This is a genomic window from Nocardia sp. NPDC057663, assembly GCF_042799895.1.
Taxonomy (GTDB): domain Bacteria; phylum Actinomycetota; class Actinomycetes; order Mycobacteriales; family Mycobacteriaceae; genus Nocardia.
The window spans coordinates 38,196-53,565 of the sequence record NZ_JBHVHX010000023.1; the positions used below are offsets into that span (position 1 = coordinate 38,196).

Annotated in this window: 13 protein-coding genes; 8 read left to right on the top strand and 5 right to left on the bottom strand. The window is 63.6% G+C overall.

The window, feature by feature from the left end; genetic code table 11:
• Window positions 1–353 precede the first annotated feature (353 nt).
• Window positions 354–515, top strand: coding sequence for a hypothetical protein (locus ACFVAV_RS30875; RefSeq protein ID WP_379039104.1), 162 nt, complete (start codon window positions 354–356; stop codon window positions 513–515).
• 795 nt (window positions 516–1,310) lie between these two features.
• On the opposite strand, the gene ACFVAV_RS30880 is transcribed toward ACFVAV_RS30875, so the two are convergent.
• On the bottom strand, window positions 1,311–1,538 hold the full coding sequence (locus ACFVAV_RS30880) for a hypothetical protein (RefSeq protein ID WP_379039105.1): 228 nt from the start codon (window positions 1,536–1,538) through the stop codon (window positions 1,311–1,313).
• A gap of 203 nt (window positions 1,539–1,741) precedes the next feature.
• Between ACFVAV_RS30880 and ACFVAV_RS30885 the strand changes: the two genes are divergently transcribed.
• From ACFVAV_RS30885 to ACFVAV_RS30905, 5 genes are all read left to right on the top strand, one after another.
• Entirely contained in the window at window positions 1,742–2,593 is an 852-nt protein-coding gene (locus ACFVAV_RS30885) for a lysophospholipid acyltransferase family protein (RefSeq protein WP_379039106.1), read from the top strand.
• 247 nt (window positions 2,594–2,840) lie between these two features.
• Complete coding sequence (locus ACFVAV_RS30890) at window positions 2,841–6,290, top strand: protein kinase (RefSeq protein WP_379039107.1); 3,450 nt, start codon at window positions 2,841–2,843, stop codon at window positions 6,288–6,290.
• Window positions 6,291–6,466: 176 nt separating this feature from the next.
• The gene (locus tag ACFVAV_RS30895) at window positions 6,467–7,384 is read left to right on the top strand and encodes a hypothetical protein (protein ID WP_379039108.1); all 918 of its coding nucleotides are present in this window, start codon (window positions 6,467–6,469) and stop codon (window positions 7,382–7,384) included.
• A gap of 45 nt (window positions 7,385–7,429) precedes the next feature.
• Window positions 7,430–8,419, top strand: coding sequence for a hypothetical protein (locus tag ACFVAV_RS30900; protein WP_379039109.1), 990 nt, complete (start codon window positions 7,430–7,432; stop codon window positions 8,417–8,419).
• Between the two features lie 354 nt (window positions 8,420–8,773).
• Window positions 8,774–9,541 carry a GntR family transcriptional regulator gene (locus ACFVAV_RS30905; RefSeq protein WP_379039110.1) on the top strand — a complete coding sequence of 256 codons (768 nt, stop codon included), beginning with the start codon at window positions 8,774–8,776 and terminating at the stop codon, window positions 9,539–9,541.
• Between the two features lie 112 nt (window positions 9,542–9,653).
• Here the strand turns inward: ACFVAV_RS30905 and ACFVAV_RS30910 are convergent, their stop codons facing one another.
• From ACFVAV_RS30910 to ACFVAV_RS30925, 4 genes are read right to left on the bottom strand one after another with little or no spacing between them, the layout of a single operon-like run.
• A complete protein-coding gene (locus tag ACFVAV_RS30910; protein ID WP_379039111.1) occupies window positions 9,654–9,875 on the bottom strand; it encodes a hypothetical protein in 222 nt (73 codons plus the stop codon).
• A 14-nt stretch (window positions 9,876–9,889) separates the two neighbouring features.
• Window positions 9,890–10,639 (bottom strand): acetoacetate decarboxylase, encoded by a 750-nt coding sequence (locus ACFVAV_RS30915; RefSeq protein ID WP_379039112.1) that lies wholly within the window; start codon window positions 10,637–10,639, stop codon window positions 9,890–9,892.
• Window positions 10,636–11,835, bottom strand: a complete 1,200-nt coding sequence (locus ACFVAV_RS30920) for a homogentisate 1,2-dioxygenase (protein ID WP_379039113.1) — start codon at window positions 11,833–11,835, stop codon at window positions 10,636–10,638. Before ACFVAV_RS30920 ends, ACFVAV_RS30915 begins: the two co-directional genes overlap by 4 nt.
• A gap of 22 nt (window positions 11,836–11,857) precedes the next feature.
• Window positions 11,858–13,033: an alpha/beta hydrolase gene (locus ACFVAV_RS30925; RefSeq protein WP_379039114.1), complete on the bottom strand. Its 1,176-nt coding sequence runs from the start codon at window positions 13,031–13,033 to the stop codon at window positions 11,858–11,860.
• A 325-nt stretch (window positions 13,034–13,358) separates the two neighbouring features.
• Here ACFVAV_RS30925 and ACFVAV_RS30930 point away from each other — a divergent pair, with 325 nt between their 5' ends.
• Window positions 13,359–14,168: an Asp/Glu racemase gene (locus ACFVAV_RS30930; protein ID WP_379039115.1), complete on the top strand. Its 810-nt coding sequence runs from the start codon at window positions 13,359–13,361 to the stop codon at window positions 14,166–14,168.
• 95 nt (window positions 14,169–14,263) lie between these two features.
• The gene (locus ACFVAV_RS30935) at window positions 14,264–14,989 is read left to right on the top strand and encodes a hypothetical protein (RefSeq protein WP_379039116.1); all 726 of its coding nucleotides are present in this window, start codon (window positions 14,264–14,266) and stop codon (window positions 14,987–14,989) included.
• Window positions 14,990–15,370: the final 381 nt, after the last annotated feature.

The following is a 15,370-nucleotide window of genomic DNA, read 5'->3' on the forward strand; positions in this document are numbered from 1 at the left end:
GATCGAAGATGCACCCGCCGGCTGCGGGCGAGGCGCACAGACGGAGCGCGCGTATGGAGTCGGCGCAGGTCCAGATCTACCGGCAGTTGCGGGCAGAAAATCCTCGACGGGCTCTGGATCGGCCGTGACGACTTCCCGGGCGTACGGGATCTTGCAGACCGTTTCGGTGTGAGTGTCGTCCTGTCTCGAAAGCTCTGGAAAGGCTCGGGCGGGAAGGGCTCCTCGACCGTGGTCGCGGCCGTCGAAGCCGAGCCACATTCATCGCCCAACCCGAGCCGCCTGAAGAATCCGTTCCGCATTTCTTTCTCCGGAGCGGGATTCGCCGCTGCGCTACGAACTCATTGACTTCGTCGGTGGATGTCGTCGCGGCGCAGTGCATTCCGATGCGTCTGTCGCGTCCGACGACGACAGCGGCCGTCGCGGGTGCGGTCGTGCGGATTGGTCCGGTCACCGTGGCGCTGTTGCTGTCGCCACCCTCATCGACTCGAATCGCATTGGAGGGCAAGGTCGTGTAGCTACCCAGTACCAGGCCGGGTGTGCCTTTTGCCTCGACCGCGCCCTCGACGTTCAGATTTCCGATCGAGGCGAACACGTCGATGGCGGGGCTTCCCGGGCCGTCGGAGTGCACATCGCCCCAGATTCACGCGGTCGATGTCCTGCATAGGCGTTGGGGGCTCGGGCGCCTGTGCTGTGGGTGGTCAGGGGAGCGTTGACGCTCAACGTGCCGATGTGGGGCCAGGTCACGATGGCGATTCCGGTTGGGCCGAACGTCTCGACCGGTCCGTCGAAGGTCACCTGCCCGATGTCGGAGAAGATATCGGTGCCCCCGGCGTTGAGGCGGTGGTGACGAGGGGGCCGCCGACGTGGAGGGTATTGATGGGGGCTCCGCGCCCACGAAGACCGCTGCAGAACCGACGATCGCACTGGGCGGGCGGTAACCGGCAGCGCTCCGCCATCGGTGTAGAGAGCGCCGGTGGCGAGAGTGGAGACCTTGATGCTATCCGAGGTCGGATTCAGGCTGTGCTGGTGTAAGACGTCGCCGATTGGTGTGCCATCGGGGCTCGGCGCGGTGACCGACATCGCGCCGAAGATTTCGACACCACTGCCGGTTACGGGGACATCGGGACAGCCGACGGTGATGCCTCGCAAGTCAGCGGTGATCGCTGCGGCGGGGTCGGGTCGGCGATTCCACAGGGTGAACGCGCCCTGCAGTGCTTGCAGACTATTGCCGTAGAACGGGTACTGCGGGCCTCTCCCAGGTAGTGGTATCGGCGGCGATGATATCGAGCCCATCGACCTGGACGTCGCCGCTACGAACCTGATCGGTGGCCAGCAGGTCGAGAGATGGTGTTGTCGGTGGAGACGAAGACGCCGTCGATCCCTTGCGGGAAAATCAGCGCTGCGTCACCGGTCGTCCCGACCAGTCGCTGGCCGGGCTGGAGGGCGATGGTGGAGGTGCTGGTCGCCTGACCTTGGATCTCGATCTCCCGGGTGCACGAGTCCTTTGTCGCCGCGTTCAGTTGCTCGGTGTTGGACACCGATATATGGACAACTGACAACATATGTGCTAGATTGCTGGTGCGACGCAGGAGAGTATCGATCCGCGTCGGCCTCCGACTCCCGGCAATGACGGCGGCTCGAGTCCAGGGGAAAAGGAACAACGGAACAAGCCTGGAGCCGTCACATGAATCACGAGGAATCTCGCTCGTCCGTCGCACCGAATCCGGGATGTGCGACCACGATGGTGGCCGACCCGGTGCAGCGTGCTCTCGCATGGTCCCAGCCGGCGGACAGCCTGCTGGATCTCGCATTCGCACCCTGGGTGCGGTGGTTCTCCCCGACATACCACGGAACCGAGAACTTGCGGCAGGACCGCCCGACGCTCTACGTGGCAAACCACGCCGTGTGGGGAACCGCGGAAGTGCTGCTCAGCCTGCATGGCGTTTACCAGACCAGCGGTAGCATGCCTCGGTCGTTGGCGGATCGTCTGCATATGCGGATACCGGGCTGGCGGGACCTGCTCACCACGCTGGGATCCGTCGTAGGAGATCGCGAAATCACTCGCACGCTGATGCGCAATGGTCACGACGTCCTCGTGCTGCCGGGAGGGCAGCGTGAGGTCTTCAAGACCCGCAGCGAGCGATACCGGCTGGTGTGGAAGCATCGCACCGGATTCGTGCGTTTGGCAGTGGAAGAGGGGTACACGATCACCCCGGTCGGGGTGGCCGGTGCCGATGACGTGTTCGACCACATCCTCGACGCCGATGATTACCGCGTCGGCCCGGTGGGAAGAACGATTGTCCGCGCGGGTGTCGCGGCAGGCGTGTTTCGCAACGCCGACGAATTGCCGCCGATCGTGCGCGGTATCGGGTGGTCACCGATACCCAAACCCCAGCCTTTCCACGTCACCTACGGTGCGCCGATCGACCTGTCCGAGTATCGAGATCGGACTGACGATCCCGAGGCCCTGCTGCAGGCGCGGGCGATCGTGGCCGATTCGCTCGAATCCGCCATCGCCTATGGACTCGAACGTCGGCGTGAGCAATCTCCGTGTCTCAGCCCGCTGCGTCGCTGGCTCAACTCGGCGATGTGAATCCGACGAGGTGTAGCGGCCCCGGGACGTCCGTGAAACCACGCGGGTGCGCGCATCCGACCAGGAACTCGGCCTGGTCGTCCACGGCGGGTCAACGCCGCGACTATGATCGAGACGGTCGGGGCACTGATTCCACGTCGAGAGGGTGGGCAGATGACCGGCTGCGACAACGGATGGCCGACTCGGTCGGTACCGGATTCTCTCGGCGCGGCCGCCGCGCGGATTTCACCGAGCGGATGAGCCGACGGTGGGCGACCGCGACGTCGAGGGAACACAGCGCGACCTGAGCTTCGGTATCGCCGCGGAGTTAGCCGTGGCCGGATTCGATGATGCGCAGGAGATCGGCCGCGGTGGCTTCGGCGTGGTGTATAGGTGTGTCGAGCATTCGCTCGACCGCCTGGTGGCGGTGAAGGTCCTCGACACCGAGGTGACCGAAGAAGACCGGGCGCGTTTCCTGCGGGAGCAGCGGGCCATGGGGCGGTTCGCCGCGCATCCGCACATCGTGCAGATCCTGCACGCGGACATCACCGTGACCGGCAAGCCCTATCTCGTGATGCCGTTTCACGCACAGGGATCGTTGCAGTCGCGGATCCGGGCCGACGGTCCGATGCCGTGGCAGCAGGTGCTCTCGGTCGGGGTGAAGATCGCCGGTGCGCTGGCGACGGCGCATGCCTCCGGTGTTCTGCACCGCGATGTGAACCCCGCCAATATCCTGCTCACCGACTATGGCGAGCCGCAACTGAGCGATTTCGGCATCGCGCGCATCGGTGGTGCATTCGAGACTGCGGCCGGTGTGGTGGCTGGCACCCCGGCATACACGGCACCGGAAGTGCTCCGGGGTGAGGATCCCACGGCCGCCGCGGACATATACGGCCTGGGAGCAACTCTGTTCTGCCTGTTGACCGGTCACGCGGCCTTCGAACGCCGCCAGGGTGAGTCGATGGTCGCGCAGTTCGTGCGGATCACGTCCGAGCCGGTCCCGGATCTGCGGCGCAGCGGTGTGCCTGCGCTGCTGTGCGTGGCCATCGAATCGGCCATGGCCGGTGATCTCGAGGACCGGCCGGTGACCGCCCACGAATTCGGTGAACGGCTCCGGAACGTGGAGTTCTCGTCTGGTCTGGCGGTGGATTCGATGGTGTTGCCTCCGGGTTCAGAGACCAGCGGGCTCGACGCGGAAGTCGTGGCGACCACGGCAGCTGCCCCGTGGTCCGCGCAGCCGGTGTCGGCGATACCGTCGACCCGCTATCGCCCGCCGCAGCCGCAACATCACTCGGTCCAGCGGCCGCGCCTGCTCGACATCCTGCGGGAGGGACGGACCAGGCGGCTGGTACTGATCCACGGACCGGCCGGCTTCGGAAAGAGCTCACTGGCCGCGCAGTGGATCGACGTCCTCGAGTCCGAAGGCATCCGCGTCGCGTGGCTGAGTGTGGATCTCGACGACAACAACGTCGTGTGGTTCCTGTCGCATCTCGTCGATGCGATTCGCCGCGCACATCCCGGCGTGGCGAAAGACCTGGCGCAAATCCTCGAGGAACGCTCCGGTGATGCCGTAGGGCACGTGATGACCGCACTGATCGACGAGGTCCACGACAGCGGCGAGCCGGTGGCGGTTGTCATCGATGACTGGCATCGGGTGACCGGTCCGGCCACTGTCGCGGCGATGGAGTTCCTGCTCGATCGTGGGTGTCATCATCTGCGGATGATCGTGACCAGCCGCAGTCGTAAAGGCCTGCCGCTGGGGCGGATGCGAGTACACGACGAACTCGTCGAGATCGATGAGACGGACCTGCGGTTCGACACCGAGGAGACCGCGGCGTTCATCGCGGGAACGACCGAGTTGTCGCTGGGAGCGATCGAGATCGAGAATCTGCGTGAATCGACCGAAGGCTGGGTAGCCGCTCTGCAATTGGTGTCGCTGTCGCTGCGCGGGCGCGACGACCCCGGCGCGTACATCAGCCAGATTTCTGGACGGCATTACGCCATCGGCGAATATCTGATGGAGAACGTCATCGAAGCGCTCGAACCCAGCATGCTCGACTTCGTGATGCGGACCTCGGTGCCCGAGCGAGTATGCGGTGAACTCGCCGAAGCACTGTCGGGCGTGGGATCCGGGCAAGCGTTCCTGGAGGAGGTCCGGCAGCGAGATCTGTTCCTGCGTAACGTTGATGACGAATTGCGATGGTTCCGCTATGACGGACTGTTCGCCGATTTCTTGCGACGCCGGTTGGTCCAGCAGCATCCCGGCCTGCTCGAGCACCTGGACCTGACGGCATCGAAGTGGTTCACCGACCACGGCATGTTCACCGAGGCCGTCGATCACGCACTCGCGGCCGACCGACCCGGCCACGCCGTCGAACTGGTAGAAGTACATGCCGAAGAACTGATGGAACGTGCGCAGAATGCGACATTCCTCGGGCTCGTGGCCAAGTTGCCCCACTCGCTGACCGTGCTCGACCCCGGGCTGCAGGCGAAAGTCGCCTGGGCGAACATCGCCGTGCAACGGCCCGCCGCCGCACTCGCCGCGCTCGATCACGCCGATGCGGCTCTGGCGGCAGCGTCCCTCGACGATGAGCGGACCGTGGAAACCCGTTTCGAGGCGGCGCTGGCGCGCACCGCCGTATCTTTGGTCGCGGACCGGTCGGCGGTCGTGCCGCAATCGGTGTTGTCGCAGGTCCGAGATCCTATGAGGCCTTTCCTGGCGCATGCGACCGCCGTGACGGCCATGGGATCGGCGCTGTACCGATTCGACTTCGACGAGGTGCACCGTTGGCATCGTTGGGTCGAGTCCTATCGGAACCGGGCCCGCGGTCCGTTCGGCGTCGTGTACTGCGACTGCGCCGACGGGATGGCCTCGTCCGAGCAACTCGATATCGCCGCGGCCGAGTCCAGCTATCGGACCGCGCTGAACCTGGCACTGCAGACCGGCAGGCAATCACACGACGCCCGGCTGGCCGGCGCGTTGCTCGGCGAATTGCTCTATGAGAAGGGTCAATTCATCGAGGCCGAGGAGTTGCTGGCCGCCGGATCGAGTCCGGAGGGCGGTGCCATGGAGTTCTTGCTGGCCACCTACGGCACCGGTGCGCGCCTGGCCGCGGTACGCGGCGATCTCGATACGGTGCACGAGCGTTTGGGCGAGGGCGCCAAGATCGCGGCGAACCTGTCACTGCCGCGGTTGGCTGCCAGAATACTCAATGAGCGCATTCGTTCCGGGCTGCCGATAGACGCCGCTGATCGTCGGACGCTGGAACAACTCGGCCCGTACACCGTCCAGCCGAACGCACCGCTGGCGATTGCTTCCGAACTCGCTCATGACTCGGCGATCCGGCTGTTGCTGGCCGAATCCACCCGCCCGGCAGCTGAACTGGCCTACCGTCGAGCCGAGCGGCTGGTGAGTGAGCTAGTCCGGCAGAACAGGCCGCGAGCGCTGTTGAACGCAGAGTTGCTCCGAGGATGTTGCCTGTCGGCGACGGGCCGGACATCAGAGGCTGCCGAGCTACTGGCCCCGGTGGTGAGCCGCTGCGCCGATCAGCGGCTGGTACGGCCCGTCGTCGACGGTGGCCGGCAACTCCGGCCGGTTATCGACACGCTGTACGGCGCAACAGCATTTCCGAACCAACCGTCGCAGCAGTTCTTGCGGCAAGTGCTGGCAGAGTTCGAGAATGTGCTGCCGAATCGCAGCCGCCTTGTCCGAGGGTGAAGTTGCAAGGTGACTGTCTCAGCTGATTCCGCGAGGGATTGTCGGATCGACCGGCTCAGCAAATTGATATATGACAAGAATTATCTTGCCAACTGGCCATTTAATGGATAAAGTGCATACATGGTTACCGCGATTCGCGAACAGCTCCCCTCGGGGCGCTGGACCGCGCTCGTACGATGAGTACCGCCCTCGTCGTCGGTGGTTCTGCGTTCCTTGTCGCTCTTCTGTGGCGTGAGTTCCTGATCGGCTGGTCGACGCTGCGGCCGACCGAGCGACTCGGATCGTCATTGCTCTCCGGCTACTACGCCCGGATGACCGAGGCCACCTGCAGCTGTGGCGTCGTGGGCATGGTCATCGTGCTGATGATCGCGGGTCTTGCGGTGCAGCTGACCAGATCTGATAGGCCCGTATGGGCGGGATTGTCATGTGTCGGCCTCCTGACTGTGTTTGTCGTTCTCAGCTTGTTGCGAACCCGGGTGACTGCCCGGCTTCTTGCGGTCGGAACGGAGTGCCTCGACATTCAGGCAGTGACCACGCGCCTTCTCCGGCATCACATTGCCTACATGACACTGCTGGTGGTCATTGTGGCGATCCAACTGGCGGCCGTGGAGGAGGGGGCAGGCAGTGAGGCGTTCGCGGTGGGCGGTGCCAGTTTCCTGGCTGCCACGCTCTGGAACGAAGTGATGATCGACAGGCCGGCTACACCGCTCGCGGACATGCCTTCGGAGCGCGACCGGTCGACACTGATCGGGTACTACAAGGTGATGACGGCGACTTTGGTTCGGCCGAATCTCGCTGCGGTTTCTATTGCGGTGAGTACTACGCTCGCGGCTCTGGTCGCGCAGTTGCTCGGCAATGGTGCGCCCCGGTGGGCGACATCGATGTCATTCGGGATCTTCGTCGTGTTCCTCGTGCTGGCGGGTATTCGAACCTGGCCGACGGCAGTGCGGCTGGGTAGTGGTTCGGAGCCTGTCGAGAAGGAGATGTACGTCGGCAGGAAACTCGGGCAATACCACTTGGCGTTTGTGATCATGCTCGCGACCGTTGTCGGTATTCAGCTGGCTGGGCAGGTAGGTGAACATGTCCATATCTGATAGCCGCGCCGTTGCTGCATCCAGCTGGTCGCTACGGTGTGAACTGTGATGACACGCATCGGGATGCTCGTCTTCGCACCTCGGATCGTCGCGGCGGCGGTTACTGCCGCAACCACCGCGATAGTGCTGGCTTTCCCAACGCCGCCTGCCAGCGCCGCCGTGGGCCCATGCTCAGTCGGCTGGCAGGCCGAGACGCTGGCGTCAGGATTGGGTGAGCTGGAAAACCTCGAGCCGGACGGGGCAGGCGGGCTCTACGTCACCGCGCTGACTCCCGGCATTCTGTACCACATCGACGCCGAATCGGCCGTCACAACGCTGCTGACGAATCTCGACAATCCAGCCGGAATACGCCTCGTGGGAGACCACCTATACTTCCTGACAGGCGACCAGTCCTCTCCGAACGGGGAGGGCACATTGCAGCGATTCGACGTGACCGACCGCACGGCCACAACCGTGCTCACGGGACTCGTGCAACCGAATGGCCTGCTTTTGTTGCCCGATGGCGATCTGCTCATCACCCACCTGACGTTTCCTACGCAACCGATCGGCATCAGTCGATACCGGACTGCTTCGGGTGAATTCACACCGGGCTGGGCCAAGGCCCAGACGCCCAACGGGCTTGCGCTCGCCCCGGATCTCCAGACCATCTACATCGACGACATGCTCGCCTCCAAGATCGTTCGGGTTTCGCTGAACGCACCGGACACCGCATCGGCGGTGGGCGAAATCCGCGACGGGCTGTTCCCGGGACTCGATGACCTCGAAGCAACGAGTTCCGGGCTGGTCTTCGTCGCTGGCGACAACTCCGGCAGCGTCTACCAGTTCGATCCGATCACCGGTGCCAGTTGCACCGTGGCCGAAGGGTGGCTCGTTCCCGACTCGCTGCCGATACCGCCGCGTGGTCCGACCTCGGTCCGCATCGCCCGTGATGTCGATGGGTGGGCATTATATGTCACCTGCGCGGACGGCGCACTGCGCAGACTGCGCCCGCCGTCCGGCGTCGACCTCACGCCCGTGTCCGCACCGCGGCCCTGATGTGCCTGGCATGAGTGCGTTGCCGCAGGTGGCTAACCATGAGTCGTCGAAGGACTCCTCGCGCACCTGACTACCGCAGATGTGCCGTGGATCGCGTGATAGAGGAAGGTGCGCTGTTCCACTCGGACGCGTATCGGGGCCCCGCACATGCGGGCAGCCTGTCCGCGGGTACAGCCCGTACCTGCGGAACTCATTTCGATCTGCTCGAATCCCGCTGGCCGGACCGGTCCTTGACTGGCAGGTTGTGTCGGACTATCTGTGGGTTCAGTTCGGATCGAAGATGCACAGGCTGGCTGCGGGCGAGGCGCGTGGACGGAGCGCGCGTATGGAGCCGGCGAATGCAAGTATGGAGTCATGTCCACGCGTCCAGTCGCCTCGCACGTCGGCAACAACGTCGAAATACTCGCCTCCGACGTGCCCGCGCAGGTCCAGATCTACCGGCAGTTGCGAGCAGAAATCCTCGACGGGCTCTGGATCGGCCGCGAAGACTTTCCAGGTGAGCGGGATCTTGCAGCCCGCTTCGGTGTGAGTGTCATCACGTCTCGAAACGCCCTGGAAAGGCTCGGACGCGAGGGGCTCATCGACCGTGGTCGCGGCCGTCGAAGCCGAGTTACGTTCGTCCCACCCGAGCCGCCTTTTGAGTCCGTTCCGCATTTCTTTCCTCCGGCGCGGGATTCGCCGCTGCGCTACGAACTCATTGCTTCGTCGGTGGATGTCGCCCCGGCGGCGGCGTGTCGAGCGTTCGGTCGCGAACCGGGATCTCGTCTCTGGCAGGCGCTGCGGGTGATCACACATCGTGGCAAAGCAAAGGTAGTCACACACCATGTGCAGCTTCCTGAGATCGGTGAGCGGCACCGCAAACGCGATCTCCAGACGATGCACATGATTCCCCTCCTGGAATCGGAGGGCGTCGTGACTGCCAAACTCTATCGTCAGATCCAGGCAGCCGCTGCGCCGCCGATAACCGCGCACTACCTCGGCCTGCCCGCCAACAGCCCAGCGTTGATGGTTGTTTTGAGGCTCGTTGATGCCGAGGGTGAAACCATCGAGTGGATGAGGGCATACGGCCCCCCGGACCGTCCTATCGCTGAAGAAGTTATCGATCTCTCCGAGAGTCGGTAGGCGAGGGACGGTTATCCGTCTCCCGGATCCTGCCGCGGACGGTTCTTCGCAAATAGACCGGGCCCACGCTGAATCAACTGCGTGGGCCGTCGGCTTTTCTTGATATTGCTGATCACGGCCCCAGGAACAACTGTTCACACGGTAGCCGTGGGAACGGTCCATTGTCTTCGTCGGAGTCGGAGACCAGTTCGACAGTGCACCAATGTCTTTGCCTGCAATCCTGGATCAGATTGCCGACCACCGTTGCGGACGCTGTGTAGTCGAACGCCATGCCCCCCAACCAGATCCGAAGGTGCACATCACCTTCGGGTGCGATCCATGCTTCGGTGGTCATGGCATTCCGCGCCTTCAGCCCGCTTGGTCGTCGCTGAGGTAGTCGTGGACCGGAACGGCCGGAGCGAGATTGAGATCGGTGACGATGTGGCTGACCGATACGATGCTTCGCACCGGAAGGTCGGCCACAGGTACCAGCGCGTGTTCGAATAGTTGCAGTCGACCGGGGGCAGTCCATGCTTCCTTGACCGTGATGTCGGTGATCTGCGTACGTACCAGATCTGCCACCCGCGGCCGCAGATCGTAGCCCGGAACGAGTTTGATCATGTAGGTCGGGACGGTGATCTGCGCCTTGGCCTCGTCGAGGTCGAGCGGAAAATGTTTGTAGCCCATGGTGGCCGTGGCCACTCGCACTGTACCGATGTCGAGCGTCCCGATCAGGGCTCCGTGTTCGACGTAGAGGCGCGGGGTGCCGATGGCCTTGGGATAGGCCGACAGCTCTCGACCACCGACGGTCGCCGGAAAGTTGTCGAGGTACATCGCGTGCAGGTATTCACCTTCCTCGTCACCGAGGCGGACCTTCACCGCGACACCAGCCTCGGTGTATGGGCCCAGTCCACCGATGTCACCCATGTGCATGACCTCGAACCGCACGAGTGGCTCGTCGATCTCGAGTGGCTCCGGAACGATCGCGCGTAGCACGTCGAAGTCGGTGCGGTAGACGATATTCAGGTACTCGCGGTCGTAGAACCGGTTGGCAGCCAGTGGATAGGGCGGCGAACCCAGCGGGGTGGACAGGTGGTGGAGAACTTGATCGCGCTTCATCGCGCTCCTCGAGTCGGCGAAGTAATGGCGGTTCGCCAGGTGGACAGGTACCCGGGGTCATCGACGGCGAGCGCGTCGGGGGCGACGTTAAGGGGGCGGAAGGTGTCGATCATGACGGCGTTGAGGGGTTTGATGTCGACGAGACCGTCGTTGTACATGGCGGTCGACATCTCGAGTTCATCTATGTGGGGGCCGTGGACGAATCCGGCCGGGTGCCAGGTGATCGACCCTTCGGTGATGCCGTGGCCGCCGCGCCCGCCATCGCCGTAGAACATCAGCTCGTCGGAGTCGACGTTGGCGTGGTGGTACGGGACGATGACGGCGTCGGGATGGTATTCGGCCTTGTGCGGCACGAACGAGCAGATCACGAAGTTGGGGCCCTCGAATGTCTGGAAGGTCGGCGGTGGCTGGTGGATGCGGCCGCTGATCGGCTCGAAGTCGGCCACGTTGAAGGCGTATGGGTAGAGGCACCCGTCCCATCCGACTACGTCGAAGGGGTGTTTGGCGCACACGTAGCGTGTTCCGCCGGTGTGATGACGTACAAGCACTTCCACGCTGTCGCCCTCGTCGAGCAGCGGTGCCTCGGGGGAGCGCAGGTCGCGTTCGCAGTAGGGGGAGTGTTCGAGAAACTGGCCGCGATCGGAGACGTATCGACGAGGGGCGCGGATCGTTCCCCTCGACTCGACGATCAGCAGCCGTGTCGGTTCGCCCTCCGCGGTCGGAACCCACCGGTGCGTCGTCGATGTAGGCATCACGACGTAGTCACCGGGGCCTACCTCGAGGACGCCGAAGACTGATTCGCACCGTGCGATACCGGATTCGACGAAGTAGAGCTCGTCGCCGATCGCGTTGCGGTACAGCGGACTCGGCTGATCAGCCGCGACATACGAAATCCGGACATCGGCATTGTCGGCGAGCAACCGCCGTCCGGTTACCGCATCTCCACCGACGTCGAGCTCATGCGTCTGCAGCAGCCGAGGAACCAGCGGATGATTCGGCCTGCCGTGGTCACCGTCGATCTCCCACGCCTCCGCGGTCAGTACATCGGAAGGGGAGTGGCGATGGTAGAGCAGGGCAGAATCGGCGGAGAAGCCCTCTGTGCCCATCAGTTCCTCGCGGTAGAGGGTGCCGTCGGGCTGCTTGAACTGGGTGTGGCGCTTGCGGGGGACTTCGCCAACGGAACGGTAATAAGGCATTGGTGATACTCCGGATATGTTGTTACACCCTGCTTTTCAGCCAGTCGACGATTACTTCGCCGGCCTTCTCGCGCGGATTGTAGGAAACGGGGGCTTCGGGCAGCAGCATCAGATAGTGATGGGCGTAGTCGAGCTCGACCATCGTCTTGTCCTCGATCCGGATGCGAGAGAAGATCTCGCGCTGTTCCTGAGGAAGCGCGTCGGTGTCGCCTAGCGGGGCAATGACGAGGCTCGGGACGGTCAAGTGTTCGGCGGCATGGGTCCACTCGGCCTGTGCGGACAATCCGCTCCACGTCGACAACCACGCACGTGGGGTGAGAATGCGGCCCAGCGCTAGAGGGCCGTACGAACCACGCAGTGGGTGGCCGAACGCGAAGATCGATCCCAGCATTCGGTGGTTCGGATCGATGCTTGGATCCAGGTGCGAGGGATTGGCCACCGTGCCGTAGATGCTCATGTACGGGCTCATCAGGGCACGACGTGCGGTCGGACTGCTGATCCGCTGTGGGTCGACCGCTGCCCGGGCCTCCTCGTAGTCCGCAATCGAGGTGCGTGCGAGCACATCCAGCCGTCGCGCGCGAGCCCGCTGCGCTCGCCGATACTGCGCCAGCCAAGCGGGATCGTAGCTACTGGGTTCCGGATAGGGCCGGTATCCGTTCGCTGAGTTGAACATGTCCAGCTCCGGATCGATCGCCAGCGGGTTGGACTCGTCGACCACGGCTGGGTCCAGCATGTTCAGCATGATCATGCCCTCGCCGGCATGCGGCGCGACCGCGATGAACAGATCCGCAGCCGGCATGTCCTCTTCGGCGAACTTCGTCACCTCGCCGTGGGGTGCGAACCTCATCCGGTCGCCCGGCGCCAGGGTCGCCTGCCACTGGTAGTAGGACAGCAGTGACGTGCCGCCGCTGCTGCCGATCAGGATGATCGTCTCGAAACCCCGGCTCTTCAAGAAGCGGATGCCGGCCGCAGTGTCGCGGACGATCTCTTCGTGGACCATGTCGGAATCGTTGTTCAGGGCACGGCTGGTCTGGCCCCACACCGCGTACCCGGCGGCGAGCAGGTATGGAGTGAGGTACTGCCGGGTCTGGTTCTCCCGCGGATGCATGAACACCGCAACCGCTTTCGGCTGCGGACCGGGCGGCAGATGCAGGATTCCGAAGGAGAACGCGCGGTCGGACGCCAGGATGTCGACCATCTCCCGCTGGGTGCCCGGCGGGAGAGTGTTGACGTCGTAGGCATTGATGTTGCCCCGCACCATCCGCTCCGACGCCACGAACATCGGTGGCTGCAGGAAGGGGGGCACGGGTGTCGCAGGGAGTTTCGCCGCAATGACCATGGAAGACCTCCGTGTCTATTGGCCGAAACCTGCTTGGTGGCGCATCTGACCTGGCCTCGACTCTCTTAAATCACATAATCACATGTGAACTATTGATTGTCAACGAATTCGCGAATAGGCTCTGACCGACTGGCAACGCAACCCGCGGCTGCCACCTGCCACCTAGAACTGCTGTGGAGAAAAGATGCCCAATCATCGAATCGGCCTGCTGGTTCCCAGCTCGAACACCACCATGGAGACAGAAGTGCCGGAGGTCCTTCGCCGGACGTCCCGGTTGACGGGTCAACAGTTCAGCTTTCACTCCAGCCGCATGCGAATGAAGACCGTGTCGCCGGAAGAGCTCGCCGCCATGAACACGGAAGCGGAGCGTGCGACTGTAGAGCTGGCCGACGCCGAGGTGGATGTCATGGCGTACGCGTGCTTGGTCGCGATCATGTCCCAGGGGCCCGGCGTGCATCGCGGCATCGAACGCCGCCTCACCGAGGTCGCCGAACAGCACGGAGCCGGAGGTGTTGTTTCCAGTGCGGGTGCGCTGATCGAAGGTCTGCACCATCTCGGTGCGAAGAAGGTGGCGATTGTCACGCCTTACGTCAAGTCTCTGACCAGAAAAGTAGTCGACTACATCGAGGCTGAGGGGGTTGAAGTCCACGATGCGATCAGCCTCGAGGTTGAGGACAATCTCGACGTCGGCAGACTCGATCCGGCCGGCCTCAACGAGATTGCCTCGAGGCTGGATCTGCGTGGCGTCGATGTCGTGGTGCTGTCGGCGTGTGTGCAGATGCCGTCCCTGGCAGCTATCCCGGAAGTTCAAACGAGTCTAGGGCTTCCGGTCATCACCGCTGCGACAGCGACCGCGTGGCAGATCCTGCAGCGCCTCGGCCAGCCCGCCATAGCTGCCGATGCGGGTGCACTCCTTCAGTCGCGGCTGGTGATTGACGGTAGCGGTCCGGTCGGCGCGCCGACCTCCGGTGGCTCGATGCCCGGCCGGTCATGATGTTGATCTCGGCCGTGACGGCGGCTCGAATTCGAGGGGTTCCGCGCCTAAGCTCCGTTACGACGACGTTCTGGGCGAAACTGGGTAATCCCCTGATGACCACGCCAGATCCCCTCGACCCAGAACGCATGGTCCATGACTGCAACGACGACCCGGGTCTCATCCACTCCTACTTCGCGGCAATGGCTTTCCTTGTGATCGCAGAGGAATGCAGAGCCGAGCACTGCAAAGTGCGGGCCCGTGCTGAACAGGCTTTGAAGCAGCCGAGCTCAGGAGATGGGTTGCCGCGGATTTGTGACGCCGGGCTGGACGAAAAGTACTCCCAACGAATCTACGACCGCGTGACCGCGAGGGCCGCGTGGGAGGCTTCCGTGGATCATGCGTTCTGCCGCCTGGATCCGGGGCACCTCGACCGCGAACAAGCACGGATCCTGTTGCGGCACCGACAGTGTGCTCAGGAACGGTGCCGACTCAAACTGCGTGGGCTTCAGGCGTTCGCGCCGAATCGGTATCGGTGCCCGCCGCCGCAATGTCGGGTGCCGGACCAGGATATCGCCGCCGCAGTCGCGGACTATCAGGGGACTCGATGGGTGCTGGAGGCGGTCAAGGCTGCACTATCCGTGCGCCAACCCGAATCGTTGTCGGCCATGGCCGCTGCGACGGCCGAGTTCGCCGCGGCGCATCGCCGTCGTGACGCATTGTTTCTGCGCGCGCTTCCAACAGACGGGACCATTCCGGCGATGTTGATCAGAAAGTTTCGCATCTCATATTTCGAGATGCACCGTCTGATACCAACATTCATGAGGCCGTTACAGGTGTAGGGCCAATCGAGACCTGCTGTGAACGCGGATCGACACGCCACACCACGATGCGTTTTGGCGATGTAAACCAGGCTTGCCGCTCGGGCTGGTGTCGGTCTGGACCACGTGGCTGTGAATGGTCGCCATGCAGCCATACCATGAGAAAGGAGGATACAGCTGTGACCGCATGGGATTGCAAAGTTTGCCACACCCGCATGTACACACGAGAAGACTACAAACGAGGTCGCCACCGTGAGTGCGAGAATCGGACCGGAGCACTTACGCTCGAAGACCTCAATGCCGTCAGCCTCTGGCTTCGCCCCCTCACTTCGCTCAATTTTCCCACGGCACCTGATATCTCAGGTGCATGATCATGAGTCTCCACATCCCAACAAGCCATGG

Coding starts and splice junctions, on each gene's coding strand:
- ACFVAV_RS30885 (WP_379039106.1), top strand. CDS start 1,742: ATGGTGGCCGACCCGGTGCAGCGTGCTCTCGCATGGTCCCAGCCGGCG.
- ACFVAV_RS30895 (WP_379039108.1), top strand. CDS start 6,467: ATGAGTACCGCCCTCGTCGTCGGTGGTTCTGCGTTCCTTGTCGCTCTT.
- ACFVAV_RS30905 (WP_379039110.1), top strand. CDS start 8,774: ATGTCCACGCGTCCAGTCGCCTCGCACGTCGGCAACAACGTCGAAATA.
- ACFVAV_RS30910 (WP_379039111.1), bottom strand. CDS start 9,875: ATGACCACCGAAGCATGGATCGCACCCGAAGGTGATGTGCACCTTCGG.
- ACFVAV_RS30915 (WP_379039112.1), bottom strand. CDS start 10,639: ATGAAGCGCGATCAAGTTCTCCACCACCTGTCCACCCCGCTGGGTTCG.
- ACFVAV_RS30920 (WP_379039113.1), bottom strand. CDS start 11,835: ATGCCTTATTACCGTTCCGTTGGCGAAGTCCCCCGCAAGCGCCACACC.
- ACFVAV_RS30925 (WP_379039114.1), bottom strand. CDS start 13,033: ATGGTCGACATCCTGGCGTCCGACCGCGCGTTCTCCTTCGGAATCCTG.
- ACFVAV_RS30930 (WP_379039115.1), top strand. CDS start 13,359: ATGCCCAATCATCGAATCGGCCTGCTGGTTCCCAGCTCGAACACCACC.
- ACFVAV_RS30935 (WP_379039116.1), top strand. CDS start 14,264: ATGACCACGCCAGATCCCCTCGACCCAGAACGCATGGTCCATGACTGC.